At 44.8% G+C, this 24612-nt stretch carries 20 protein-coding genes; 11 read left to right on the top strand and 9 right to left on the bottom strand.

Annotated features, from left to right (window positions below; all coding sequences use genetic code 11):
- Positions 1 to 131: 131 nt before the first annotated feature.
- Positions 132 to 1673: a Fic family protein gene (locus ACODJP_RS00975; protein ID WP_422477536.1), complete on the bottom strand. Its 1542-nt coding sequence runs from the start codon at positions 1671 to 1673 to the stop codon at positions 132 to 134.
- A gap of 438 nt (positions 1674 to 2111) precedes the next feature.
- Between ACODJP_RS00975 and ACODJP_RS00970 the strand changes: the two genes are divergently transcribed.
- The 4 genes from ACODJP_RS00970 to ACODJP_RS00955 all read left to right on the top strand — a co-directional run bounded on the left by ACODJP_RS00970 (position 2112) and on the right by ACODJP_RS00955 (position 7072).
- Positions 2112 to 3545 carry an amidohydrolase family protein gene (locus tag ACODJP_RS00970; protein WP_422477534.1) on the top strand — a complete coding sequence of 478 codons (1434 nt, stop codon included), beginning with the start codon at positions 2112 to 2114 and terminating at the stop codon, positions 3543 to 3545.
- A 30-nt stretch (positions 3546 to 3575) separates the two neighbouring features.
- Positions 3576 to 4214 carry a hypothetical protein gene (locus tag ACODJP_RS00965; RefSeq protein ID WP_422477532.1) on the top strand — a complete coding sequence of 213 codons (639 nt, stop codon included), beginning with the start codon at positions 3576 to 3578 and terminating at the stop codon, positions 4212 to 4214.
- Positions 4215 to 4492: 278 nt separating this feature from the next.
- Positions 4493 to 5326: a hypothetical protein gene (locus ACODJP_RS00960; RefSeq protein WP_422477530.1), complete on the top strand. Its 834-nt coding sequence runs from the start codon at positions 4493 to 4495 to the stop codon at positions 5324 to 5326.
- Positions 5327 to 5785: 459 nt separating this feature from the next.
- Positions 5786 to 7072 carry an alpha/beta hydrolase family protein gene (locus tag ACODJP_RS00955; protein ID WP_422477528.1) on the top strand — a complete coding sequence of 429 codons (1287 nt, stop codon included), beginning with the start codon at positions 5786 to 5788 and terminating at the stop codon, positions 7070 to 7072.
- Between the two features lie 10 nt (positions 7073 to 7082).
- Here ACODJP_RS00955 and ACODJP_RS00950 read toward each other — a convergent pair whose 3' ends face one another.
- Together ACODJP_RS00950 and ACODJP_RS00945 are read right to left on the bottom strand one after the other, a co-directional pair.
- On the bottom strand, positions 7083 to 9572 hold the full coding sequence (locus ACODJP_RS00950; protein WP_422477526.1) for an HD domain-containing phosphohydrolase: 2490 nt from the start codon (positions 9570 to 9572) through the stop codon (positions 7083 to 7085).
- Positions 9573 to 9749: 177 nt separating this feature from the next.
- Positions 9750 to 11150 carry an MATE family efflux transporter gene (locus ACODJP_RS00945; RefSeq protein WP_422477524.1) on the bottom strand — a complete coding sequence of 467 codons (1401 nt, stop codon included), beginning with the start codon at positions 11148 to 11150 and terminating at the stop codon, positions 9750 to 9752.
- A 287-nt stretch (positions 11151 to 11437) separates the two neighbouring features.
- Between ACODJP_RS00945 and ACODJP_RS00940 the strand changes: the two genes are divergently transcribed.
- From ACODJP_RS00940 to ACODJP_RS00915, 6 genes are all read left to right on the top strand, one after another.
- A complete protein-coding gene (locus ACODJP_RS00940) occupies positions 11438 to 12187 on the top strand; it encodes a FadR/GntR family transcriptional regulator (RefSeq protein ID WP_422477522.1) in 750 nt (249 codons plus the stop codon).
- A gap of 70 nt (positions 12188 to 12257) precedes the next feature.
- Positions 12258 to 13271, top strand: coding sequence for a zinc-binding alcohol dehydrogenase family protein (locus tag ACODJP_RS00935; RefSeq protein WP_422477520.1), 1014 nt, complete (start codon positions 12258 to 12260; stop codon positions 13269 to 13271).
- A 73-nt stretch (positions 13272 to 13344) separates the two neighbouring features.
- On the top strand, positions 13345 to 14355 hold the full coding sequence (locus ACODJP_RS00930; protein ID WP_422477518.1) for a TRAP transporter substrate-binding protein: 1011 nt from the start codon (positions 13345 to 13347) through the stop codon (positions 14353 to 14355).
- Positions 14356 to 14409: 54 nt separating this feature from the next.
- Entirely contained in the window at positions 14410 to 14898 is a 489-nt protein-coding gene (locus tag ACODJP_RS00925) for a TRAP transporter small permease (RefSeq protein WP_422477516.1), read from the top strand.
- Complete coding sequence (locus ACODJP_RS00920) at positions 14899 to 16191, top strand: TRAP transporter large permease (protein ID WP_422477514.1); 1293 nt, start codon at positions 14899 to 14901, stop codon at positions 16189 to 16191. It abuts the gene before it with no gap.
- A gap of 12 nt (positions 16192 to 16203) precedes the next feature.
- A complete protein-coding gene (locus ACODJP_RS00915; protein ID WP_422477512.1) occupies positions 16204 to 17487 on the top strand; it encodes a lactate racemase domain-containing protein in 1284 nt (427 codons plus the stop codon).
- A gap of 2 nt (positions 17488 to 17489) precedes the next feature.
- Here ACODJP_RS00915 and ACODJP_RS00910 read toward each other — a convergent pair whose 3' ends face one another.
- The gene (locus ACODJP_RS00910) at positions 17490 to 17942 is read right to left on the bottom strand and encodes a putative immunity protein (protein WP_422477510.1); all 453 of its coding nucleotides are present in this window, start codon (positions 17940 to 17942) and stop codon (positions 17490 to 17492) included.
- 162 nt (positions 17943 to 18104) lie between these two features.
- On the opposite strand from ACODJP_RS00910, the gene ACODJP_RS00905 reads away from it, so the two are divergent.
- Positions 18105 to 18779 carry a Crp/Fnr family transcriptional regulator gene (locus ACODJP_RS00905; RefSeq protein WP_422477508.1) on the top strand — a complete coding sequence of 225 codons (675 nt, stop codon included), beginning with the start codon at positions 18105 to 18107 and terminating at the stop codon, positions 18777 to 18779.
- Between the two features lie 4 nt (positions 18780 to 18783).
- Here ACODJP_RS00905 and ACODJP_RS00900 read toward each other — a convergent pair whose 3' ends face one another.
- From ACODJP_RS00900 to ACODJP_RS00880, 5 genes are all read right to left on the bottom strand, one after another.
- On the bottom strand, positions 18784 to 20316 hold the full coding sequence (locus tag ACODJP_RS00900) for a DUF5050 domain-containing protein (RefSeq protein WP_422477506.1): 1533 nt from the start codon (positions 20314 to 20316) through the stop codon (positions 18784 to 18786).
- A 34-nt stretch (positions 20317 to 20350) separates the two neighbouring features.
- On the bottom strand, positions 20351 to 21427 hold the full coding sequence (locus ACODJP_RS00895; RefSeq protein WP_422477504.1) for a Gfo/Idh/MocA family protein: 1077 nt from the start codon (positions 21425 to 21427) through the stop codon (positions 20351 to 20353).
- A 12-nt stretch (positions 21428 to 21439) separates the two neighbouring features.
- A complete protein-coding gene (locus tag ACODJP_RS00890; protein WP_422477502.1) occupies positions 21440 to 22474 on the bottom strand; it encodes a zinc-dependent alcohol dehydrogenase in 1035 nt (344 codons plus the stop codon).
- A 30-nt stretch (positions 22475 to 22504) separates the two neighbouring features.
- Positions 22505 to 23626 carry a PfkB family carbohydrate kinase gene (locus ACODJP_RS00885; RefSeq protein WP_422477500.1) on the bottom strand — a complete coding sequence of 374 codons (1122 nt, stop codon included), beginning with the start codon at positions 23624 to 23626 and terminating at the stop codon, positions 22505 to 22507.
- Between the two features lie 78 nt (positions 23627 to 23704).
- Positions 23705 to 24571: a MurR/RpiR family transcriptional regulator gene (locus ACODJP_RS00880; RefSeq protein WP_422477498.1), complete on the bottom strand. Its 867-nt coding sequence runs from the start codon at positions 24569 to 24571 to the stop codon at positions 23705 to 23707.
- Positions 24572 to 24612: the final 41 nt, after the last annotated feature.

Here is a 24612-nt window from a genome sequence, read left to right as displayed (position 1 = left end):
AATCGAATTACGCTGGTGAGTCAACTTTTAGAAAATGAATAGAGAAATTGAAACTTTTTATGTCTAATTTTATAGACACCTACAAAGTCTGGCCAGAGCTTCCTGGTGGTTTTCTCTCTATTTTGCGAAAACTACTCAAGCGCAACGGCATTGAATAGCCTATCATAAGCAGCTTCAAAGTGTTCAATTTCTTCTTCAGTTAACTGTAGGAATTCCTTTTCACGTGCTCGTTTTGATAGTTTTCCCATATTCTGTGAGATGAAACTATACAAGAGGAAGACGGTAGAATCAGGCATCTCAACGGAATCCTGTACAGTTTCTCTAAACCGATCATAATTCACGAGGAATCGTGTCTCTTTCGGGAGATCATGTTCAATCGTCTGCTGCACACAATGATAGAGGAACTCTGCATAGGGGGTCGCATCAAAGTATCGGTAGTAATCTATTGTCGAATTCAGAACACGTACATTGTGATCTTCTGTAGGTTCCCATCGTATGAAAGGGAGAATGCTTTGTGAGTAATCTTTTAGGATGGTTGCATATTCTTCTATTCGAAGTAGCATTGCACTTGAAATAGGAAATATCATTCCTGGAGGATTGTAACCATGCTCTGCGAGAATATGATGGATGAGATATCGATGAATTCTTCCATTTCCATCAGAGAATGGATGGATAATCACAAAACCGAAGGCAATCGCAGCTGCGGCAACGACTGGATCGATTTTTTGGAAAACTCTTTTGCTATATGCAATAAGTCCTGAAATCAATGAGTCAACATCTTCATATCTAGCACTTATATGTTCAACAATAGGTGTTCCTGTTTCCCTATCATGTTCTCCAATGAAGCCCCCTTCGTCCCTGAACCCAATTTTTACAAAACCTCTAGAGCCTATCACAATATGTTGGAGACGTATCAGCTCCTCTTTGCTCAAAGGCGATTTCCCTGCTTCTCTCAAAACATTGCCCCATCGCTGAATCCTATCATGGGCGGGTGACTCATTTTCAATGGAAAAACTTGCCTTGGAATCTTTAAGTAGCAAGAATGCTGCAGCACGGGCCACGACATCCTTTGGAATAGCTGAAATGACTTGGCGAGCTTTAAGTTTAAGGTCCATCTTGAGAAATTCTTCAAGTTCTTCCGTTTTTTTGATCATCGGACAAAAATCAGGAGTCCCCGGGAGATTGTTCACAACACGGTGTCTTTTGGAATTTTCTCCTTTTATGGTAACTTGCTGTTTGGGATTCACAACCAATACGTAATTTCCTTTCTTAGCATCAGGGATATCAAGGAGTGTTCCCATGAGCCATTCATAGAGAAACCAAATCCGTCTGCTGTATGAACCAGTAATCGTCTCTTGAATTATGGTTTCAATCGTTCGTCTATTGACTACCTCGAACAATTTTTTCAATATACACAAATCAAGTCCTTCATATTTTAAAGCAAATTCAAGATGCCCTATGAGAGTCTCTTCTGGTTGATGTCTGGGTGTCAGCAAGTGCCACCCCAATTTTGTTACAATATTATGTTTCAAACCGATTGCCATTTTCAGTCGAGGAAAGGGTGCAGGAAGTTGGTATGCATCAATGAGAGCAACATACCCCACTGGGATTGCTTCCTCTGGCAGTAAGAATCCATGAAAAACGGTTACAGGCCCTGAAAAAATATTACCCATGCTGGAATCTCCTGAATTATCATTATAATAGTGTATTATTTGTGATTTGTACATACATTCTATGAAAAGTGATTATCCATGATTGTTGTAGGTGAAAAATCAGTCTGAGCAACAGAGTGGAGGTTGGTTTACCATTCATTATCAGGAAACTAGTAGTTCGACAAAAGGGTATAAAAATAAGTGCAGTAAACCGAAGTGCGAGGTTTTCCGTACGGTTAAATACCATACCTTCAGATTAAATGCTTTTGTAAGAACTGTAGAGCAACTACTTCCTCAGAGGGGTAGATGATCTCGTTTCCTCAAATCATATCCCTACAAATTCACCCAATTACAACTAAATACTTAGATGTTTACACGCATTCTCATACATTTATTCGATAGGAGTAGTCTCCGTATAACCATATCCTATCCTTCGTCAAGAGTGAGGAGGATTGCGATATGCAATGGAAAAAATGTAAGAATGGTATGATTGTGTTTCTATTAGGCATCATGTTACTGATGACCTCGTGTTTTTCCGGACCGCGTGCGGTTCGGGTGGAACTGCCAGATTTGAAGATGGCACAGGTAACACAGGCTTTCGTGCATGCAAATGTGATTCCGATGACAGAGCCTGATATGGTTTTGGAAAATGCGATAGTGGTTATCGAAGGCAATACAATCACATATGTAGGTACTGACTATGATAGGATACCTAAATCTGCAGATGTTATCGATTGTTCGGGTAAGTGGATAGTCCCGGGTTTGGCCGATGCCCATGTACATCTGCTTTTCAATTCCTTGGATCCTCTGTTGTTTTTGGCAAATGGAGTCACTTCCGTACGTAATATGGCTTCGTTGACTGACTCCGGGCGTGATGACACGAGATTCGCTTTCAACGTCCCCCTGGAATTCCGTGATTCTACCCAAAGAGGAGATGTCCTTTCACCTTGGGTGTACCAGGCCAGCCCCATCCATGAGGCAAGAACGGGAAAATACTTCGATCGATCTCTCTACTTGGATATCAATTCCGCTGAAGCAGGAAAGCGGGCAGTCCAGATAGCAAGCGAAAAAGGTTTTGACTATTTCAAAATATATAACAAACTTCCACGGACTGCTTTCTTCAGTGTTGTTGAGGAGGCTGAGAAGTTCGATTTACCAGTTGTAGGTCACGTTCCTCATGAAGTAGCTATTGAAGAGGTGATAGAGGGCTCCTTGATGCATTCAATAGAGCACCTTACTGGCTATATCAATCCTTTTGGGAAAATGAAGTTCAGCCTTGATAGGCTCGATGATTATGCTGAGCTTTCAGCCGTTGCGGGGATTTGGAATGTTCCCACGCTGGAAGTCTGGAAAAATATTGTGACACCCGATCATATCGATGATATTGATTCCGATCCATGGACTCGCTATATATCCGCATCCAACCGGAAAATCTGGTCTGGTTCCATCAATTCATTTTCTTCTCTCATTAAGAGAAAAGTAGATGGTTACTCTATTTTACCTTCTGAACACATTAAGGACTTTGAATTAATCGTTAAAGCACTTATCGAAGCAGATGCTCCGATTGCCGCAGGAACGGATAGCGGTACATTGAACGTGGTCGCCGGGACTTCCCTACACAAGGAACTTGAGAGTTTTGTCGAGTTGGGCATGACTCCCTGGGAAGCTCTAGCCTCATCAACGTCACATGCAGCCGAATGCTTTGGCAAAGCCAATGAATTTGGTTCAATCCAAGCAGGATTTCGGGCGGATCTACTGGTCCTTGATAATAATCCTCTCAAAGATATCTCTCATCTGCGTGATATCAATCTCGTCGTCGTACAAGGAATACCGTACAAACAATCAGAATTGATCGACATCCTTGATCAATTGGTTTTGGAAAACACCAACTAGATAGAATATTGGATATAAAGGAAAAAAATTATGTGTAAAAAAATTAAAATTGTCTTATTGGCTTTGGTCATGTTGAGCACCAGTAGCTTTGTATTCGCATCACAAACAGTCTTGGATGTTGCTGATCCATCGTGTTCGTTCGTGAATTATCTAAATGTAGGTGGCGGAGAAGCGCTCATTGAGGATGACATGTCATTCTTGATTGACATGTCCTATGGATTCCAAATTTCTCCTAGGTTCTCTATTGGAGCATTTATCGCAGTCAATCCGTTGTCAAATTTCGAACATGCCAACCTTGGGATCTCAATTGCAGATACAGAAGCAGCTTTTGCTCTGATGTCCGGAATGGAGTTGCTGTTCACTTTCTCTTCCGATAGTTTGATACATCCCTTCATGCGTCTGGCTATAGGTGGGATTTCCGTTGGATATCTCGAGGATGCCGATGATAAAGAGGGGTATGATGGTGCAACCGCTGACCGTTCTACTTTTGCTTCTATTTCTGCCGGTTTGGAACTGAATATTACAAAACGGACGCGGCTCGCCCTGCGTGGAGGATGGCGGTTCGCTGCACATGAGGAAACCATGGGAATAGAAAAATATGGTCTGGGTGGCCCGGAAGTATCATTGACCCTACGCACGTTCTGGAAAATGGATATCAACAAAAATTAGGTTCGAGAAATCCAAGTGGGAGCAAATTCTCGGAATGGAAGTCAAGAATCAAACAAGCGAAACAATACCATGAGAGTAAGACCAATAAGAGCTTTCTGATGAGTCGTTGACTGAAGAGTATTCGTTTGTTTTCATCTTATTTTCACTTTGTCCGTAAGGCAAATTCTTGAATTAATAGATATTTTTTTGCTCTATTTTACATGAAAAAGGTTTTTTGTCTGTAAATCCTGTGTTACCATAAGAATCAACATATAAACAACCATAGTTTGGAGTTAACCTTGAAAAGAAATTCTCATGTCCTACGTTCACTAGAAAAACCTAAAAGAGCCTTGATCCTTATCGCATTCGTGATTCTCCTTTCTGGAGCATTATTTACTTCATGCGCCCTCGATCAGGGGTCGGGGCATACTGTTTCCCTGCGAATGCCTGTATTCAGTTCCTCTGTAAGGTCTGCAGAAACGAGAGGCGCTATCCAACCCGATAATACTGACCCATATCTTACCTCATCGGTACCCCCTATCATCAGTTGGGAAACTGATGTCGTTTCAACTTCCGATACCATCAATTTCGAACTGTTTGATATGAGTGTAGAGTGTGAGATTGAGCTGCTGGAAGATGGAGTTGTCTACACTGGAGTTAATGACTTTATCGATTTTAGCTTCACTGTGTATGATGATGATAGCTTTGAGTATAGGATGATTATCCTTCATGAAATCAATGATAATACTGTTCACCAGAAGACCTTGATTGAAACATCTATTGCTGGAGATATAGAAGGAGATTTCATCACAGGTACCGGTGGAACGGTTAAAATTTGGGAAGTGAATAATTATTATAGTGAGGAGACTGCCGATACAGGTCGACGCATATATCTCACCTATGATGTTGGACTTGAAGCTGATCAAATAACTCCTTCTTTTTCTATTAAGACGAATGATGAGGTGAATTTTAGTCCACCATTTGATACTATCAACAATTTGGGTATTGGTGCTTGGGAAGGTTTGGAGATAGTGTACTTTGGGAGTCAATTTCCTCCAGAAACGTTAACTTCGGCTGTTATGGAGTTCCAATTGAATGAGGGGACTTGGAACCAAATTCTCAGTGAGAACTAGAGGTCATAAGGTTCCTGCACTATTGTGCTCCTGCTTTGAGGGCAGGGGCACTTTTTTGAATAAGTGAAGAGTAGCGATTTTCTTGTACGCAGGCGACTTCATAGGGCGATGGCTCATACTTCATTTCATGAAACTAGGTTTTTGTCTTACACTCGATTCGCTGAATGACTCAACCCGATAGATTTGGTAGGTTAACCCCAATAGATTTTCTAATAATTGGAATGACAATAAAAATATTGCAAAATAGAGAAAAAATTATCTATAGTAATATTTACTAATTCCTTCTTTAGCTGTAAAGTATCTGAAAATTAAATATTCGTAGCAGATTGTTGATTACAATAAATTACTCTTTTGGCACCTCAATACAGTATGAATCGTTAATTGGAATTTGACGCTAATCACCATCCAAGTAGTGGTTGGAGGCTATAGGTAGATAGTACTGTTGTGAGGAGAAGTTTGATGATTGCATTACTTGTGTTTTCGGTTTTGGTGGTTCTTGAGATATCCTTATTCATGCTACAGCGTAGAAGGGCAACAGTAATTCCACGTGAAAGAAGCTTCTATTGGTTGGCTGTAAGTGCCATATTGCTCATTACATTGTTGAGTCCTTTTCTCGATTGGAGCATATCATGGGCTGGTGTTGCCCTGATCTGTATATATGAAACTATCCGAGCTCTTTTGTTCTTGTGGAAAGGGTGGGGTAGAAAACGGATGACAGGTGTTTCTCTAGCCTTCAAGATCTTTCTCTATTTCTTCATAACGATACCTTTAGCGGTTTTTCCAGGTAACAAAGACCTGGAGGTTACCGGCCAGTATGCCGTAAGGACGGAAACCTATACATGGGTGGATGAATCGCGGGAAGAAGCGTTCACCGAAGAACCCGATTACAGAACTGTGACCGTGCAGTTCTGGTTTCCGGATGTAGATGATGGATCATTTCCCCTTGCGATATTTTCCCATGGGGCGTTCGGTTACCGTATGAGCAATTATTCCACATTCATGGAACTTGCAAGTAACGGTTATGTCGTCTGTAGCATAGACCACCCGTACCACTCATTCAGGACCAAGCAAACCGATGGTAAAACCATTTTGGTCGATATGGAGTTCATGAAGACAGCGATGGCTACAGAGAATGGAGAAGTAGTGGGAGAGGAGCTCTATAACCTCGAACAACAGTGGATGCAGTTGAGAACCCAGGATATGGAATTCGTTTTGGATACGGTCCTTACAAATGTAGAGACTACGGATACCGAAGGTGTATTCAGTAAGATCGATGATAATGCCATAGGATTGCTTGGACATTCCATGGGTGGGGCAACTGCCGCGGAAGTTGGGAGAGAACGTAAAGAAATCGACGCTGTTATCGTTCTGGATGGTACGATGATGGGGGAGACCGTTGCCTATTCAGCGGGAGAAGGGACTTTTGACAGAGAACCGTATCCAAAGGCAATCCTCAATATCTTCAATGAAGATCATGCCGACCAAGCCAGTAGACTCGGTAGTTCGTACCCAAATACATTCATGCATGGAAACTCAGACAATTCCTATCAGGTGACGGTCAAAGGATCGGGTCACTTGAATTTCACCGATCTGCCATTAGTTTCTCCTCTGCTAGCCGGTCTGTTGGGAACCGGAACAGTGGATCCAGTTTACTGTATGCAAACTACGAATACTTTGGTCTTGGAATTCTTCGATCGCTATGTGAAAGGTGAAAAATTGGAGATTGCTCGGGAACGGGAATTCTAACAGGTAGAATTCAATATGTATCCGTAATCAACTGGGTGAACAATTTAATCAGCTGAGTATCGTACTTCGTTCCAGACTCCCCAGAAAGATGTTCGAGCGCCTCTGTCTCTGTAAATCCAGCCCCGAATGGTTTTTCTCTAGTCATATGCGCATAGCTGTCAGCCAACGCAAGAATCCTACCTTGAAGGGGTATGGTAGTACCCTTCAATCCACTTGGATATCCTGTACCGTCCCATCGCTCATGATGCGTGAGAACATATTCGGCGATAACCCCATAGTGAGGAGCTGCGCTCAATATGTTGTATCCTATTTCGGGATGTCGTAATACATCACCTTTCTCAATATCATGCAAGTGGTTTTCGTTTTTAAACAGGTCCGGTCTTAAAGCAATCTTGCCAATATCATGCATGGTGCCAGCCATACCTATTTCATCCACTTCATCCTCAGACAATCCTGTGTGTTCAGCTATCATGCGACAAAGTTTGCTTACCTGCTCGCTATGCGTTTGTTCCTCTTTGTTCTGCTCGAATAATGATATAAGCAATTGATCGATAATCCGCTTCCTTATTTGTGGTCGATCTGCAATCTTCTTGCGGTACATCTCATGTTCTGCTTCCCTGAAGACCACATCCATATCATCTGTTTGGATGAGTTTTATCGATTTTCCCAATGAGACGGAAATCGGCATATCCTTTACTTTTGCCTTCGAAATTGAGTTGTTTATTCTTTCAATAATACTATTCGCATGCTCAGCGTCAGTATTCGGTAACAGCAACACAAATTCGTCTCCACCTATCCTTGCTACAATATCGGTCTCACGGCTCTCTTTTCTTAGAATATCAGCAACCGTTTGAAGCAACGTATCTCCGGCATCATGACCAAAGGCATCATTTGTAAGTTTGAGGTTATTAACATCGGCTATTACGAGTACCAAAGGGCAATAGCGAACATGATTCAATCGAAGGGATTCCTTTTCAAATGCTCTTCGGTTTTTCAGGCCAGTCATGGGATCGCTATAACTGAGGTGTAGGATATTTTGTTGTTTTTGCCGTTTCTCTGTACAATCCCTAAAAACTAACACTATGCCATCGACACTCTTATCAGAACTAAAAATTGGAGAAGCTATTGCTTCAATGGGAATAGTGTCTCCCGATTTTACAATTAATATAGCCATTGGTCCGGCTTCAATAGACTGCTTTTGCTCTATCGATTGTTTGATGATATCGTCCTCACCAAACTCAATGATATCTTCGTACGATTTTCCGATTGCCTCGGAAAAGTGCCATTTGGTGAGTGTCTGAGCCACATTATTGATAATCTCTATACAACCGTTACGATCAAGTGTAATTACTCCATCTCCGACAGAGAGAAGGGTAGTTTCGAGCCGGGCTTTTTGGAGCGCGAGTTGGTTCTGAGTCTGTCTGGATTCAGTGATATCGTCAATGATTGCGGCAAAAAGCAATGGTTCGGGAGAATAGGCAGATATTCTTAACTGTTTATCGAGATACGATGAATAACGCTCGATGGTTATTGGTTTCCCCGATACTACGACATCATTGAACAATGCTATCCATTCGCTCTTATCGCTAGCGAAAATCTTCTCTACCGAAGACCCTACTATGTTTTCTGCGGATATTTGGATTATTTGTTCAAACCGTCTATTCATGCTGATGACTATCGCATCTACAATCTGGTTGTTGGTATCCTGCTGGACTTTGCATACGAGTAGTCCCTGATTCATATGTTCGACCAATTTGCGGTGACTACTTTCGCTCTTTTCCAATGCCGATTTTGCAAGTTTTGCATCCGTTATATCCGCATGGGTACCGCTCATAACCACAGGTTCACCCGATTCGGACCTTTTGGTTATTTTCCCTCTATCTAGTACCCACACCCAAGTTCCGTCCTTATGGTGCATCCGGCATTCGGCTTCAAAAAAATCCCGTGTCCCCTCCACCAACTCTTCGATTTGAGTATCCACAATACCCAGATCATCTGGATGCAAAAAATCTTTAAACAACTGGATAGTGGGGGAACCTAGTTCTTCCAATGTATAGCCCACTATCTGTGCCCATCGTGCATTGATCTCGATGTTACCAGTAGGGATATCCCAGACCCATGTGCCGACATGAGTACCCTCTATCACACTGGAAAGTTTTTCATTGCTTGATCTCAACTCCTTCTCTATACGGTCTCGTGTCGCTTTTTCCTTCCGTGTGAACTTCAGTCCTCCAAAGGTCATGAAAAAGTTGAAAAGTATCAAGAACAATGAACCGGATGCTACAATGATACTGCTTGCAAAGGTATCTCTCTTCAAGAGTTGTTGGGCTTGACCAAAGAGAGAATTGTTCGATTGTTCAAGCTGTCCCAACTCAAGTAGAACAGAATCCATAGTCCGGTTGATGCTGATAAGACTTATGATTCCAACAAACAAGATAATACAGGAAAACGCTATGAACGAAACAATGAGACCTTTTTCTGTCGATCGTTTTTGATCCATAGCTCTTCTCCCTATATATAGTAGGCAGTAGTTACATCTGTTGACTAGTGTATATATACGGTAGGTAAGGTATAAAGGCAAGGATGGAAATCCAAAAATTATAATTATTGTAATTTCATTTTTTAGCTACAGGGTAGGGCTAGTGCTTCTGTTTATGGCCGTAGCCATTGCATGTCGCTAAGGAGAAGGGGACTCTTCGATTGCTGTTCCTTCTACGGCTATTGGATTCCATTTGTGCAATTGTCCGACAACCAAAGCCAGGACAAGTAGCCCGCTTATTATATCGGATATGGGGAATGCAAAGAATATTCCTCTTGCTCCATAGATTTTTGCGAGAATCAGGATTAGCGGTATGAGAAGGGCTCCTTGTCTTGCAATCCATATAACAAGAGCAGGGGTTGCTTTTCCGATGCTTTGGAAAAATGCTGTTCCTATACTCAGCATAGCGAGAAAGGGTAAACCCAACATCATAATCTGTGTGAAAGGAGCTGCAAGATCGAGTAGATCCTGATTAGATGTGAACCATCTCAAAAATATGCTTGGCATAACGATAGTACATAAGAGAAAAAGTATTCCCACTGAACAGCTTATCAGGAGAGCATAGCGGAGAAGTTTTCCAACCTCCCTATGGCGCTTTGCTCCAAAGTGGAAACCTACTAGTGGTTGTAAGCCTTGAACGACTCCTGAGATAGGCATATTGAAGAACATTAAGAGCATCCCGATTATACCGTAGGCGGCTATCTCTAAATCACCACCCAGCTGACCAAGACTGCGATTGACAACAATAGTGACAACGCTTGTTCCCATTTGCCGCACCAGTGTCGGAAAGCCTATGGTTACGATACTTGCAAAGACTGATAGTTCGAAAAGCTTGCCATGTTTGGACAGGGAAAATAAGGAAGCCGGGGAGGAAAGGAAAGCAAACGCGTACAGCGCTGCAGCTAGTTGTCCAACTATGGTGGCGATAGCTGCTCCACGTATACCCCAACCAATAGAACTTATCAGTAGAGGATCAAGGATGATGTTGATCCCGTTCCCTATGATATTTGCCAACATTGCCTGTTTAGCCCGGCCTTGGGCACGAAGGAACGCATTTAGCACTGTAGCCATAGTTATTACAGGGGCACCCCATAGTAGGGTTCCCAGATATTCACGGATAAACGGTTTTGTCGCTTCGGTTTCTCCTAAGATAGAGGAAAGCTGTGGGAACCAAACAGCTGCCATCACAGTGATTAACGATGCAATTAGAAGCATTCCCAGTAGACTCGTAGTTGCACTCTTGCCAGCCTCTCTAGTGTTGCCACCACCCAATTGTCTGGAAATGTGTGAGGCTCCACCCACGCCAATCATTAAGGCGACAGCCGAGAGTAAAACATAAGCGGGGAGGGAGATTCCTAACGCCGCTATTCCAAGTGCTCCAACAGATTTCCCCACATAGAGCATATCCACCATGGTATAGAGTGTATTGACCAAAAGACCGATCATCGCAGGAACCGATAGACGGATCAATTGACGTAGGATTCTTGGATCGTCCAACGCTTGGGTGCCTTTCACCCCCCTCGTGTCGTTTGTTGCCATTCGGTATCTCCATTATGGGATATTAAAATGTCTAGTATGTACGAGACCATCTTCTGTAGTTCAGCATGTCTTATGTAATACATTTGGTAAAGTATACATGTCAATGTGAAAAAATGTCATCAAATTGTTATCCTGTCTTCTATATATGCATATTTTCTATTTAATTTATTGAAGATTAAAATAATGTGAAATTTATGAAATTAATGTTTGACAATTCGAAATTCCTGATGTAGCATACTTAAAGTCGCTAATCGACTAATCGACTAATCGATAATTAAGGTGAGGCAATGGACTCGGAAATGGTTGATCAATTAAAAAAAATCGAAATTCCCCATGTGTCTGACCTGATCATAAAAAGGGTCTATGATCTTCTTCTCGATGGGACGCTCAAACCAGGGGATCAGCTACCGTCAGAAGCCCATTTGCAAAAAGCCTTGGGAGTCGCCAAACAGCAATTGAAAATTGCGTTCAACAAACTTGAATTGTATGGAGTCTTAGAGACCCGACCTCAGGCGGGGACTTTTGTAGCAGACATCAATACGCGGATTTTAGTCGGTCTCATAGACAATATTCTGAACATTGGCGATGGATTCGATCCTTTGTCACTAGCCGATACCCGTACCACGTTGGAGGTTCGAGCTGCCGAGCTAGCAGCCCAAAGGATTGATGATGCAGAGTTATCTCAGATCGTGAAAGCGAATGAAATTTTTTTTGAACGTTCTCAGAAGACGTTTCGTGTAATAGAGGACGATATATTTTTCCACCAGGAGATTGTCAAATATTCCAAAAGTCCCACACTCATTGCATTGTATTCGTTTCTAACTAGACCGTTGATTGAAGTTTGGAAACGAATGGACCTCTTTGATCTTGATAGGACTCACGATCGACTTGAGAAGACCTTTGAAGAACACACCCGTATCTTAGAAGGTTTGCGTGAAAGGGATCCTAAAGCGAGTTCCATAGCTATGAGGGCTCATTTGGATAGTGTATATAAGGAAACCGAACTATTGAGCGAAATCGTTTCCAAAAACGACTGAACTGATATATAATCATCCGAGGACTTGAATATCTTCGGTTGTGGACAGGTGAATCTAGGGGAGAGCCAGAATGAAAGTACTGCAAGTGAAGCAACCGGGTGAAGTCCAGGTCGCAGAAAAAGAGGTAAGGAATTTACAAGCAGGTGAAGTCCTTATCGATATCAAAAGGGTAGGTATCTGTGGATCGGACATCCTTATCTATACGGGTGGCAATCCATTTACTGTCTATCCCAGGGTAATTGGACATGAAATGGCTGGTGTCGTTTCCCAGATTGGAAGCGATGTCGATACTGTGAAGGTTGGAGATCGGGTCTGTATCGATCCCGTCTTGAACTGTGGGGAATGTGATGCCTGTCGTCGCGGTCACCCGAATGTCTGTTCCAATCTCCAAGTCATGGGAGTCCATACCGATGGGGGCTTCGCATCACAACATATCGTTCCTTCCGAAAATGTATATCGCATTCCCGATTCCCTCAGTTGGGAAGCCGCAGCTATGGTTGAACCCTTCTCCATCGGCTCTAATATCTGCCAGAGAACCCAAATCGGTACAGGTGACCGAGTTTTAATCGTAGGTAGCGGTGTGATCGGCAATACCGTACTCATGACAGCGAAGATGTTGGGGGCTCAAGTTATCGTTTGTGATATCTTGGATGACAAACTCGAAAAAGCACGAGAGCTTGGAGCAGACCATACGATCAATTCCGCGAATACCGATCTGAAAGAAGAGGTTATGCGTCTGACAGATGGCGATGGTGTGACAGTCGTAATCGATGCAGCGAGTATTCCTTCCCTGTTTCTCACCTTGCTCGAATGCACCGCTCCCGGTGGACGGATGGGTGTTCTGGGATTTTCCAAGAATGAGAGTATGGTGAACCAATTCGAAATAACTAGGAAAGAGTTGACGATCGTCGGATCGCGACTGAATAACCGCAGATTCCATGCAGTTATAGAGTCGTTCGATAAAGGATTGCTCAAACCAGAGCTTCTCATGGATGGCGTTCACCCTTTTGAGGAAGCTGAAAACATGCTCAAGAAATTATCGAAGGATGGAATGAAGGGTAAGGTGTTGATCAGTTTTGCCTAACAGCAGACTGAAGAAAAATCGTTTTGTAAGGCCTTAAGGCTTTATCATATTTACACACTATGTGGAGGAACTTATGAAAAGAACACTCATGATTGTTGCAATCGCAATTTTCAGTGTTGCTCTGGTCTTCGCGGCTGGAGAGCAGGAAACTGGACCCAAGAAGGGTCAGTATGTCATCAAGACAGGTATTGGTTATAATGACCAGTCCCTACAGTACAAGACCTTGGAGTTCATGAAGGCTCATCTCGAAGAGGCTACTGACGGTGTGGTGACCATGGAATTGTACCACTCAAGTACTCTTGGTGACGACTTGGCGATCCTTGAAGGTCTCCAGCTCGGAACTGTTGAAATGTTCTGTGGTACAATCGGACCAGCTGCACAGTGGTCAAACGCTGTCAAGTTGTTCGACTTGCCCTTCCTGTTCACCTCGTACGAAGAGGTTGATGCTCTTCTCGATGGTCCTGTAGGCCAGGAAGTCCTCGACTCCCTCAAGCCCGCTGGTATGGTCGGTATCGGTTACTGGGAGAACGGTTTCCGTCAGTTGACCAACAGCAAGCGTCCTGTGGAATCTCCGGAAGATATGGTCGGTCTTAAGCTCCGCACCATGCCTACCCCCGTTCCTTTGGCCTTCTTCAAGATGCTTGGCGCAAACCCCACTCCAATGAACTTCGGTGAAGTATTCACCGCATTGCAGCAGGGCGTTGTCGATGGTCAGGAAAACCCCTGGGAAACCATCCTTGCCAACAAGTTCTACGAAGTACAGAAGTATGCAACCAACACTGGTCACGTATATTCTCCTTTCGGTGTTCTTTTCTCCCAGAAGTTCTGGGACAAGTTGCCCGCCGAGTACCAGGAAGAAGTACGCGAAGCAGTATTCGCAGCACGTGACTTCAACAGAACCAGCGCTCGTGAAGCAGAGCAGGCAATCCTTGCTGAGCTCGGCAAGTACATGGAAATCACCATCCTCACTCCAGAAGAAATTAAACCCTTCCAGGAGATGACAAGACCGGTGTATGACCAGTTCGCTGAAGAGATCGGTCCTGAATTGGTCCAGAAGGCAGTCGACTTCTTGGCCAACCTGTAAACAAAAGGAGCATATGGAGAGTCTGGCTTTGCTGGGCTCTCCATTACTATGCATATGAAAGGAATTGAGACAATTAAGAATGCGGTAAAACAGATCTACAGATGGTTCATGATCCTGACTACATTGGGATTGTTCATCATCGTAGCCTATAATGTAATCAGAAGATATGTTTTCAATAACTCCATTGCTTGGGCTGATGAATTATCGAGATTCATGTTCATTTGGGTGAATCTTTTGGGGATGATAAGTGTCTTTCAAAATAATGAGCTTATCGGGCTCGACCTATTTTCCAATATCATCATCAAGAGAATCAAACATGGTAAGAAAGTATTGTTTGCCATAGAGACAATAGTAATTTCTGTGATTCTTGGAGTTCTTGCTTTTTATAGTATTGAATTCTTGCGCACAATGGGACACGTATCGGCAACTTTAGGATTGCCTATGAAATTAGTCTATTCGGTGTTGCCGTTTTCCATGATCGCCATGCTCGTTGGAAATATCATCAAATTCACAACAATAATTCGTGAAAGTAGGAATAAGTAAATGCTTTTTGTATTTTTAGGTGTTCTATTTGCAGGTATTATAGTGGGAATCCCCATCGTGTTCAGTATGGCAGCAGCCAACCTGATCATGCTCGTGATCATGGATTTCCCAATCGTTAGTTATGCCCAGAAACTGTTCAATGGTATGGATAGCTTTGCCTTGCTGGCTGTCCCGTTCTATATGTTCGTTGGTGAAATCATGAACCGGGGTGGAATCGCAAAACGTCTCATGGTCTTCTCCGATGCGCTAGTCGGCCATATTAAAGGTGGTTTGGGTCATGTGAATATCCTTTCAAGTATGTTCTTTGGAGGAATTTCCGGTAGTGCAATTGCCGATACCGCCGCAATCGGAGGGCTGTTGATTCCGACCATGGAAGAAGAGGGATATGAACCTGCCTATTCGGCAGCGGTAACTGCATCTTCATCGGTAATTGGTATCATCATACCACCGAGTATCCCATTCATCCTCTATGGAGTAACTACCAGTACCTCTATCTCTCGGATGTTCATTGGTGGAATTATCCCGGGGATCCTCGTTGGTTTCACACTCATGTTTATAACTCTCCTAACCGTTGGCAAACATAAGGTCGATCTCCATGGTGGTGAGAAGAGAAAATTTGAGTTCGGTAAAGTATGGAGTGCCTTCAAGGATGCCTGGTCCGCACTTATCGTCCCATTTATCATCGTTGTGGGAATTCTTGCCGGTGTCTTTACGGCAACCGAAGCAGGTGTAGTGGCTGCCATTGTTGCCTTGGTGCTTGGGCTCTTTGTCTTCAAGGAACTCAAAATCAAGGACCTTCCAAAAATTCTGTTCAACACCAGCAAGACTACCGCATCGGTGCTGTTCTTGTGTGGTAATGCATCAGTTACCGCATATCTGCTTACCTTAGCCCAAGTCCCTCAGGAATTGGCAATGATGTTCAGTACTTTGAGCGATAATCCGTTGGTCATCATCATTGTAGCCAACATCCTCTTGCTCCTGGTAGGATTTGTCATGGACATCACCCCTGCTATTTTGATCCTCGGCCCGGTATTGCTGCCTGTCATGACCAAGTTTGGTGTCGATCCGGTATTCTGGGGTGTAATCATGTGTATCAACTTGGGAATCGGACTCATTACTCCTCCCGTCGGAACGGTACTGTTCGTTGCTACTGGTGTAGCTGGTATCAAGATGGAGGAATTGGTTAAAGCAATCATTCCGTTCTTCATCGGTATGGTAGCTCTGTTAGTGGTCCTGATCATATTCCCGCAGATCATAACTTTCTTGCCGAATTTGGTATTACCGATAAAATAACTGGAGATCTACATGTTGTATTGCCATGAACAAGTTGCCGAAGGTGGAATATCCTCCGGCGACTTGAGTGTTATTATTGAAGAGTTGATTCGATCGGTTTCCGCTGGCAGATCGTTACGAAATGTCTTAGTGATTCCACCCGATTTCACCCGTTACCACTCCCGGGCGGGAGAAATTACGAGCAAGATTCATGCTATTCTCGGTGACTCTGTAACCATGGTGTTGCCTGCATTGGGTACGCACTATGGAATGACCGATGAGGAGAAACGGACCATGTTCAAGGATGTTCCGCTATCCATTATCCATGATCACGACTACAGGACAGAGGTAGAGGAACTCGGTAGGATCCCATCGGAAGAGGTTTCTCGGATTTCTAAAGGGGCAGTCGATTTCGATTGGCCTGTCCAAATCAACCGTATACTGTTGGAAGAGCAGTGGGATCTGATTATCTCAGTAGGGCAGGTTGTACCTCACGAAGTTGCCGGTATGTCCAATTATACCAAGAACACGCTTGTCGGAACCGGCGGTAAGGAATGCATCGATAAGAGTCATTTCGTCGGTGCCGCTTGTGATATGGAAAAGATCATGGGTCAGATTCATAATCCCGTACGGGATCTACTCAACTTGGGATCAGACCGCTATCTTTCCCATCTTCCTTTCCTCTACATCCAGACAGTGGTAGCCCCTGATATGCAGGGAGGCACTTTGTTGAAGGGTGTGTTCGCAGGAGACGATTCAGAGTGCTATGAAAAGGCTGCAGCCCTTGCCCAGCAAGAGAATATTTTCCTCCTGGAAAGAAGTCCAAAAAAGATCGTTGTTCTTCTCGATGGGGAAGAGTATAAGAGTACATGGGTAGGAAACAAGAGTATCTACCGCTCAAGGCTCGCAGTAGCCGATGGTGGGGAGATCGTCATTCTCGCTCCTGGTGTACATACATTCGGAGAGAACCCCAATGCCGATTCCCTGATCCGCAAGTATGGGTATCATGAAGCTCCCTATGTGGTCAAAGCCATAGGGGAGAATTCTGATCTTGCCGATAATCTAGGGACCGCCAGTCACCTGATCCAAGGAGCTTCGGGCGGACGGTTCACGATCACCTATTGTCCTGGAAAGCTGAGTCGGGAAGAGGTCGAAGGTGTCGGTTTCAACTATGGTGATTTGGCTGAATATTCCAAACGCTACGATCCTAAAGTCTTGAAGGATGGTTGGAATATGGTCGATGGAGAGGAGATTTACTATATCTCCAATCCCGGTCTTGGGCTTTGGGCGCATAAGGATAAATTCAACCCAGCCTGATGTTAGATCATTCCTTGTATCACCAGATCTCGTACATGTGAAGGCAGGTTCAGCAGTTGTTGTTCCTGCCATTTTTGTTCCTCTTCAGCCGAACCTCCCGTTAACATCATGATCTTACGAATGTACCAGGCAGGACCGAGACAATGGTCGGCCATATGGGCTGTAGCGACTGTATGGCCAATACATCGGGCTATGAGTTTCATCACAGGATCGGATATATCCCTGGCAAGGGCATGAACCTCTCTGGATGCCTTTATGGCATCTTTTGTGCTTGCTCTTCCAGCCTCCCAATCGTGCGCTATCTGAAGGGCTTTTTCTAAAAGAGGATCAAGTTCGTAAGGGATAAGTTTCAAAATATGCTCGGTACATACGATTGCCCATCCCATTAAAGCACGATGGTCGGCTTCTTCTAGGCTTCCCCCTCTATGGACTCTGACAAATCGCCTATCGCGCATTATTAACCTTTCCCAGATGAGCTCTTATGAATCCAATTATATGGTATCGGTACAAATGATTCGAGTAGTCTTTTCACCAGCTCTTGCATAAAAATGGGTAAATCGTTACTATCCCATTATACGTTGCTATTGCAACAAAACCACCGATAAGTGAGAGACTCCATGGAACCGTACCTTCCTATGCTTGCGCAGACACCGTTATTCGCAAGTTTGACGCAAGAAGAACTACCACATATGCTCAGTTGTCTTCAAGCGAGACATAAAAAATTCGAAGCCAGACAATTCATTCTCCATGAAACCGATTCTACCGAGGATCTTGGCGTAGTACTGCATGGACAAGTCCAGATCATTACAGAGGATGCATTTGGGAATCGCTCTATTACTGCCAAGCTGGGTCCTGGAGAGCTTTTTGGACAGGTCGCCGCAAGCAAATTGGCTCCATCAAGCCCTGTATCGGTGATGACCGATTCGGAAAGTGAAATCTTGTTGTTGAAATTCAATAAACTAGTCACTCCCTGTACAAGAGCATGTTCCTTCCATTCCCGGGTAATCGAAAATATGATGAATGTCTTGGCTGAGCGCAATCTCATGATGAATCGCAAACTCTCTATTCTCAGCCAGCGGACCATGAGAGAAAAATTATTGACCTATCTTGTTTGGCAGAGCCATGATAAAGGGAGTACGACTTTTTCGATTCCCTTCAATAGGGATGAATTGGCCGACTATCTCTGCGTTAACCGTAGTGCGCTTTCACGAGAAATATCAAAAATGATAGAAGAAGGTATTATTTCAAGTGAGCGCAATCACTTTACGCTGTACGACCATAGTCCACTATAGCAGCTCACATACGGGATCCTATCAGTTCAATCAGATCAAGTGCCTTCTGGTGCCATGATACTGGTATACCGTATCGATCACCCTCGCCACTCTTTATTTCACTTGGTGGTCGTCCTTGTACTATCCATGAGCTATAGGGCTTGTTACGTTCGGGGTGGAAGAGGGTGATAACGGTATCACGCCTATACGCAAGGCCACCATCAGTGTAGCGACCGAGAAGCGTATCTTCAGAGCTGATGATTGCCAAGGTCCCTACTTCATCGGGGGTGAATTCAGCCCCTTTCAAGCGATGTAACTGGATGATTTCTCCATCTTTGGAGACCTCTGCGAATAGGATTGGAAGAGAAAGTTCTCCCCCATATCGTTCATTGGTTGATCGCTCATGAGCAATCTCTCCGATCAGCTTTGCGTATCTTTCAATGAAAATTCTCTCTTCATCATCTCCCATGATGGTGAAATGGATTCCTCCATCGGTCATTGTCGGTCCCAACAACGCTGAGCGGACGCCTTCTTCCAAGTCGATACTATAGATCGCATCTTCATCGTATCCATTTCTGTAATAGAGTCTATTGTCCATAAGCTGGATTGAAGATGCCATATCGGACGATACTTGGGCTATTTGTGAACCGTCTAAAAGGCTAATGAACAAGCCTCCTTCCGGTTCGGTAAAAGCTAGATAGGATCCCCATACAACAAATTCATCTATTTCCCGTACACTTGCTGCGACTGGAGTCTCCCCACTAAGTGGTTGCCTCATAAGCCGATTATCTTCAAGGTAGTAAAGCCATGAACCGCTGATTTGGATATTACGGTAATAGCCGCCAACGAGACTTCCTCGCAACTGAGCGGTCGTGATATCTATCATATCGAGGGTCGTGAACGTATCGGCTTGTGTGGTGTAGGCAATCCCATGGGCAATATCCATCAAGATCCCTGCCGACTCGTAGAGGAGGGTAGGCACGGTCTCAATTGCATTTGATAAATCTACGTCCAATTGGATTTTCCACAAAGCTCCACTTTCAGGCGTAGTGGCAAAGAGTTCGTTCTCCAAGAGAAAAGCCTTATCCACAGGTTGTTCAAAGAGTATGCTCTGGTGGTAATTCTGAGTGTCAAAACCATAGATCAAGCTGCTTGTAGCATCCACATACAGAATATGGTGGCGATACGTACCCAAAAGAATGCCATTCATCTCGGCGATCATTTCATTCCTAGCTGTGAGACTGCCTATCTGAGAGAGGGGTAGTTCCTGCAGATAATGGACCAGAGAAGTATCGGCGAATTCCATATGGGTTATGAAGCGAATATGCTGTCCATCTGATAGGACATACCCACCATTGCGCATATTCGATGAAGTATTTCCCATGAGCATGTGCTCAGAATCCCACAACTGTTCGTTTACCCTGTTCTCCATGAGATGGGCTGTCTCCCCATTAATTACCAGTCGGTCCACTTGCTTACACCCACTGGCAATGAGTAGGATTACGAGTGAAATGATTAAAAAGAGACGGTACGGAACATTGGAACGCTTTCGCATCATGATAATCTGACTCTATAGGTTGGCGGACTTGCAGTCAAGAATATATGATAGGTCGTGTTTCTCTCCCACTTCTATAGATTCCTTCGATTATTCGGACAGTCTCGCGTCCGTCTTCTCCCGTAACCATGGGTTTGCACCCCTCGGTGATAGCTTTTGATACATCGTCGATCTGGCGTGAAAAGAAATAGGTGGTCGCATCTATAGTCTTGAAAAATGCCTCATCCTGCTGACGGAATGTAGGAAGGAGAGCTGCTTCTCCCTCTATGGTCCATAGGTCGTTGACCGGTGGCTCTAACACAGAGCTTCTTCCGGCAATGAACATAGCTCCTCCATCGGTCTGCACCCCAGCGGAAGCTCCCGATGAACCGTGAACGTGCACTTTCGCATAGATTCCCGGTTTCTGTGAATTGCTGACTAGGATAGAGCCCATTCCTCCATTGGCGAAACGTATGGTAGCAACTGCGGTATCCTCAATCTCGACATAGGGATGATTCACATTCCCCCATTCACTGTAGATACGTGCAATGGGACCCATGAACCAATGTAGGAGGTCAAACTGATGGGGTGCTTGGTTAATACAGACCCCGCCACCTTCGTTTTCCCATGTTCCTCGCCAAGGATCGCTCTTGTAGTATGCTTCATCACGCCAACCAAGAATGGTAGCGAAACCGATAGAAGGCTTGCCCAGCTTACCACTGTCGATAGCCTCCCGGATTCGCATGGTGGAGGGATACCACCGTCTTTGGCTGACAACTGAAAGTACTTTTCCAGCTCGTTCGGCAGCAAGGATCATATCAGTACATTGTGTCTCTGTGAGAGCCATCGGCTTTTCAACTAAGACATGGCAGCCAGCGGCAAAAGCCTCTATCGCATGGTCATGGTGTTGTGGATGTGGTGTGGAAATGATTACAGCATCGATATGGTCTAGGGCAACCATATCGGCAACATCCTTGCGACTGGCGATTCCCCATTTTTCAGCGAATTCGTCTCTTCGTGCATCATTCCTTCCACAAACAGCAACGAGTGTTCCTGTGGACGAGTCTTTGATAGCTTGTGCGTGCAGGTGGGCTACCTTGCCATATCCGATCAGTCCGTAACGTACGATATCCATGTAAAATCCTCCTTACGGTTCCAAAACGACTTTCAACAATCCAGGCTCTCTTGCATAGAGTCTTTCAAACCATGCCTGTCCCTCCTGGAGCGGAGCTTTTGCACTCACCAGAGGCATAACATCGATTTTTTTTCGTGCCATGAGGTCCAATACTACAGGATATTCACCACTAATGGCACAAGATCCGTACAGGGTAATCTGTCTTGTCACTACTTGTTGTAATGGGAGCTCTATGGTGGGACTCACATTACCTATCAAGGTGACCGAGCCTCCTTTTCTCACGATAGAGAGCGCGGTCTTGATGGGGGCAGTGGCTCCCACAGCCTCAAAAACTCTATCGACTGAGGAGGAATTGGTTTTGTTTTCCAATTCATGTAAAAGATTCGTATCTGCTGGGTCCAGAGCCAGGTCGGCACCGAATGAGAGGGCGGATTTCCTTCTCTCGGCATCCGTATCCAGGGCAACGATAGTTCCGCTGGTAGCAGTCTTCAGAATCTGTATGAGTAGTAGGCCAATGAGTCCAGTTCCTACCACCGCAACGGTATCATTCAAATGTACCGGAGTTATCCTGAGGGCGTGGGCGGCTACCGCTGCAGGTTCAGCAAGAGCCGCCTCTACAAATGAGAGCCCCTGGGGGAGACGATAGACGATATGGTCAGGCACCACTACGTATTCAGCAAAGGTGCCATCCTGTCTATATTCGTCGCACGATACTCCAAGGACTCTCCGATTGTCACAGAGATTTACCTCTCCACTGTGGCAGAAACGGCATGTTCCGCAGTAGATGGTGGAATCGAAGGTGACCGCATCTCCCACGTTGAACGCGGTAACGGCCTCACCGATTTCTACGATGACTCCAGCTGCCTCATGTCCCATGATCACCGGTGGCTGTCGCCGACCGGTAGAACCGTCGAATCCATGGACATCCGAACCGCATATCGCTGATGCTTTCAGTTGTACCAAGATATCGTGCGGCCCCTTGATTTTGGGATTCGGCACCTCTTTGTAGGTCATTTCCTTGTAGGTTTCCATCACCAAAGCTTTCATACCATTTGCTCCCTTCATGTTCTCAATCGCTTATCTCTGGATTCGTGCACTACCACCTTTTGCGAAGGCTTCGACCTGGTCTAATGAAGCCATAGTCGTATCTCCAGGGAAGGTGGTGAGTAATGCTCCATGAGCCCAACCGAGACGTAATGCCTCTTCGGGAGTCTTACCGGAAAGCAGTCCATAGATGAGTCCAGATGCAAAGCCATCTCCTCCTCCTACACGGTCATAGACATCCAAGGATGCTGTAGGAGCCTGATAAGCCTGTCCATCTATCCAGAGGACAGCAGACCAGTCATGGCGGTTGGTTGATCGGACTTCACGCATGGTGGTAGCGACAGCCTTGATATTGGGGAAACGCTTTGCTACGGTCTCCATCATGCCGAAGAAGACTGTCGGGTCAAGCTTGGATTGCTTTTCTACCTTTGGTCCTTCGAGTGCCAATCCCATCTGCAGGTCTTCTTCATTACCGACGAGGACATCAACATGTTCTACGATCCTGCTGAGTACAGATTGGGCCTGTTTTACCGGATCCACACCTGTGCTTGCATTTGCAGCCCAAAGTTTCGCACGATAGTTGAGGTCGAAGGATACAATAGCACCAGCTTCGTGGGCAGCTTTCATTCCTTCAATAACGACTTCGGGAGTGGTCTCTGAAAGAGCACTGAAAATTCCACCGCTGTGGAACCAACGTACGCCGTTTGCAAAGATCGCTTTCCAATCGAATGAGCCTGGTTTGAGTAGGGTAGCCGCTTCATTGGCACGGTTATAGAACACGACCGGAGCTCTAACTCCACCACCTTGATCGCTCCATACCTGGGCGATGTTTGGTCCATGGACTCCGTTATGTTCGAATCTTGCGTAGAAGGAGTCTACTCCCATCTTGCGGACTTCGGCTTCTACCTTCTTTCCGATGGGGTAATCTACCATAGCCGATACGACTGCTGTCTTTTGACCGAATGCTCTGGCCAGGTTTGCAGCAACATTGAACTCTCCACCCGATACATGGATATCGTACGTATCCGCGTATGCGAATGGGATGATTCCTGGATCAAGACGGGTAACCAATGCCCCGAGTGTCATGAAATCGTATGGTTTCTGTTTCACGGTTTTCTCTACTTCTTTCGATGCCGGTATTGTCAACTTACCCATGTGCATCCTCCTGATAAATTACATATTCATGGTATTATCCTACCATGTTGTTTGAAATCATTACAGCCTTGGGAGGACTCAAGTCTTCCGTTTAGCTATCGTATTGCGCATTGCCTCTATGTGCTCCACCGATTCATCTCCCAGGAGCTTAGCCAAAGCCACGTATAGCAGATCCACTACCAGCAGTTGTGCTATCCGGCTCGTGAAAGCTTCGGAAATATAACTCGTGCTTGCTACAGCTACCGGAAGGATGACGTCTGCCATTCTCGCCAATGTCGAGCGTCCTCCATTGGTCACTACAACCATGGTGCAATCATTCCGTTTCAATTCTTCTGCGATTGCCAACGTGTCCATATTTGTTCCTGTATGGGAAAAGACGAGAGCGACACAATCGCTCTTCGTTTGGCTGGCAAGCATCAACTGCATATGGTAGTCATCCGCTATGACGCAGTCCAAACCAAGTCTTATAAACTTATGGAAGGCATCGAGTGCTATGATATTCGAACCACCGATTCCAAATATCAGGATACGCCTACCATGGAACATCATTTCTGCAGCTCTCTCTACCATCGTATGGTTTATCAGCTGCTTGGTAAGTGAGAGCGTGTTCATGGCATTGGTGAATACCAGGTCGATATCATCTCCACTGGGATCGATGTTTGTTTCATAGACTCTCGATGAAGGTTGGACAGTCTCGGTAGCCAAGGCAATACGGAAGCGTTGGTATCCATTGTAGCCTAATTTTCGGACAAAGCGTACGAGAGTAGATTCGGAAATTCCGATCATATCGGCAAGTTGGTCTATGCTGGGGTGGACAGCTTCTGCTGGATTGGCAAGAATATGGTCGGCGATCGAACGCTCCTTTGCACTCAAACTAGAGTACAAGGATTTGATAGTATAGAGACATCCAGACTCGGGACCCCGATTTCTTTCCTGTTTTGCCATGGGTCGAGTATACTATGAAATAAATATTCATGTAAATGAAT

Source organism: Pleomorphochaeta sp. DL1XJH-081 (assembly GCF_049310885.1).
In the GTDB taxonomy this organism is placed as follows: Bacteria; Spirochaetota; Spirochaetia; order Sphaerochaetales; family Sphaerochaetaceae; genus CAYZJV01.
Note: the sequence above shows the minus strand (reverse complement) of the source record. Positions and strands in the feature narration are given on the sequence as shown.

Coding starts and splice junctions, on each gene's coding strand:
- ACODJP_RS00905 (WP_422477508.1), top strand. CDS start 18,105: ATGGAACCGTACCTTCCTATGCTTGCGCAGACACCGTTATTCGCAAGT.
- ACODJP_RS00955 (WP_422477528.1), top strand. CDS start 5,786: ATGATTGCATTACTTGTGTTTTCGGTTTTGGTGGTTCTTGAGATATCC.
- ACODJP_RS00935 (WP_422477520.1), top strand. CDS start 12,258: ATGAAAGTACTGCAAGTGAAGCAACCGGGTGAAGTCCAGGTCGCAGAA.
- ACODJP_RS00920 (WP_422477514.1), top strand. CDS start 14,899: ATGCTTTTTGTATTTTTAGGTGTTCTATTTGCAGGTATTATAGTGGGA.
- ACODJP_RS00885 (WP_422477500.1), bottom strand. CDS start 23,626: ATGGGTAAGTTGACAATACCGGCATCGAAAGAAGTAGAGAAAACCGTG.
- ACODJP_RS00930 (WP_422477518.1), top strand. CDS start 13,345: ATGAAAAGAACACTCATGATTGTTGCAATCGCAATTTTCAGTGTTGCT.
- ACODJP_RS00880 (WP_422477498.1), bottom strand. CDS start 24,571: ATGGCAAAACAGGAAAGAAATCGGGGTCCCGAGTCTGGATGTCTCTAT.
- ACODJP_RS00910 (WP_422477510.1), bottom strand. CDS start 17,942: ATGCGCGATAGGCGATTTGTCAGAGTCCATAGAGGGGGAAGCCTAGAA.
- ACODJP_RS00965 (WP_422477532.1), top strand. CDS start 3,576: ATGTGTAAAAAAATTAAAATTGTCTTATTGGCTTTGGTCATGTTGAGC.
- ACODJP_RS00900 (WP_422477506.1), bottom strand. CDS start 20,316: ATGATGCGAAAGCGTTCCAATGTTCCGTACCGTCTCTTTTTAATCATT.
- ACODJP_RS00925 (WP_422477516.1), top strand. CDS start 14,410: ATGAAAGGAATTGAGACAATTAAGAATGCGGTAAAACAGATCTACAGA.
- ACODJP_RS00915 (WP_422477512.1), top strand. CDS start 16,204: ATGTTGTATTGCCATGAACAAGTTGCCGAAGGTGGAATATCCTCCGGC.
- ACODJP_RS00945 (WP_422477524.1), bottom strand. CDS start 11,150: ATGGCAACAAACGACACGAGGGGGGTGAAAGGCACCCAAGCGTTGGAC.
- ACODJP_RS00950 (WP_422477526.1), bottom strand. CDS start 9,572: ATGGATCAAAAACGATCGACAGAAAAAGGTCTCATTGTTTCGTTCATA.
- ACODJP_RS00975 (WP_422477536.1), bottom strand. CDS start 1,673: ATGGGTAATATTTTTTCAGGGCCTGTAACCGTTTTTCATGGATTCTTA.
- ACODJP_RS00970 (WP_422477534.1), top strand. CDS start 2,112: ATGCAATGGAAAAAATGTAAGAATGGTATGATTGTGTTTCTATTAGGC.
- ACODJP_RS00895 (WP_422477504.1), bottom strand. CDS start 21,427: ATGGATATCGTACGTTACGGACTGATCGGATATGGCAAGGTAGCCCAC.
- ACODJP_RS00940 (WP_422477522.1), top strand. CDS start 11,438: ATGGACTCGGAAATGGTTGATCAATTAAAAAAAATCGAAATTCCCCAT.
- ACODJP_RS00890 (WP_422477502.1), bottom strand. CDS start 22,474: ATGAAAGCTTTGGTGATGGAAACCTACAAGGAAATGACCTACAAAGAG.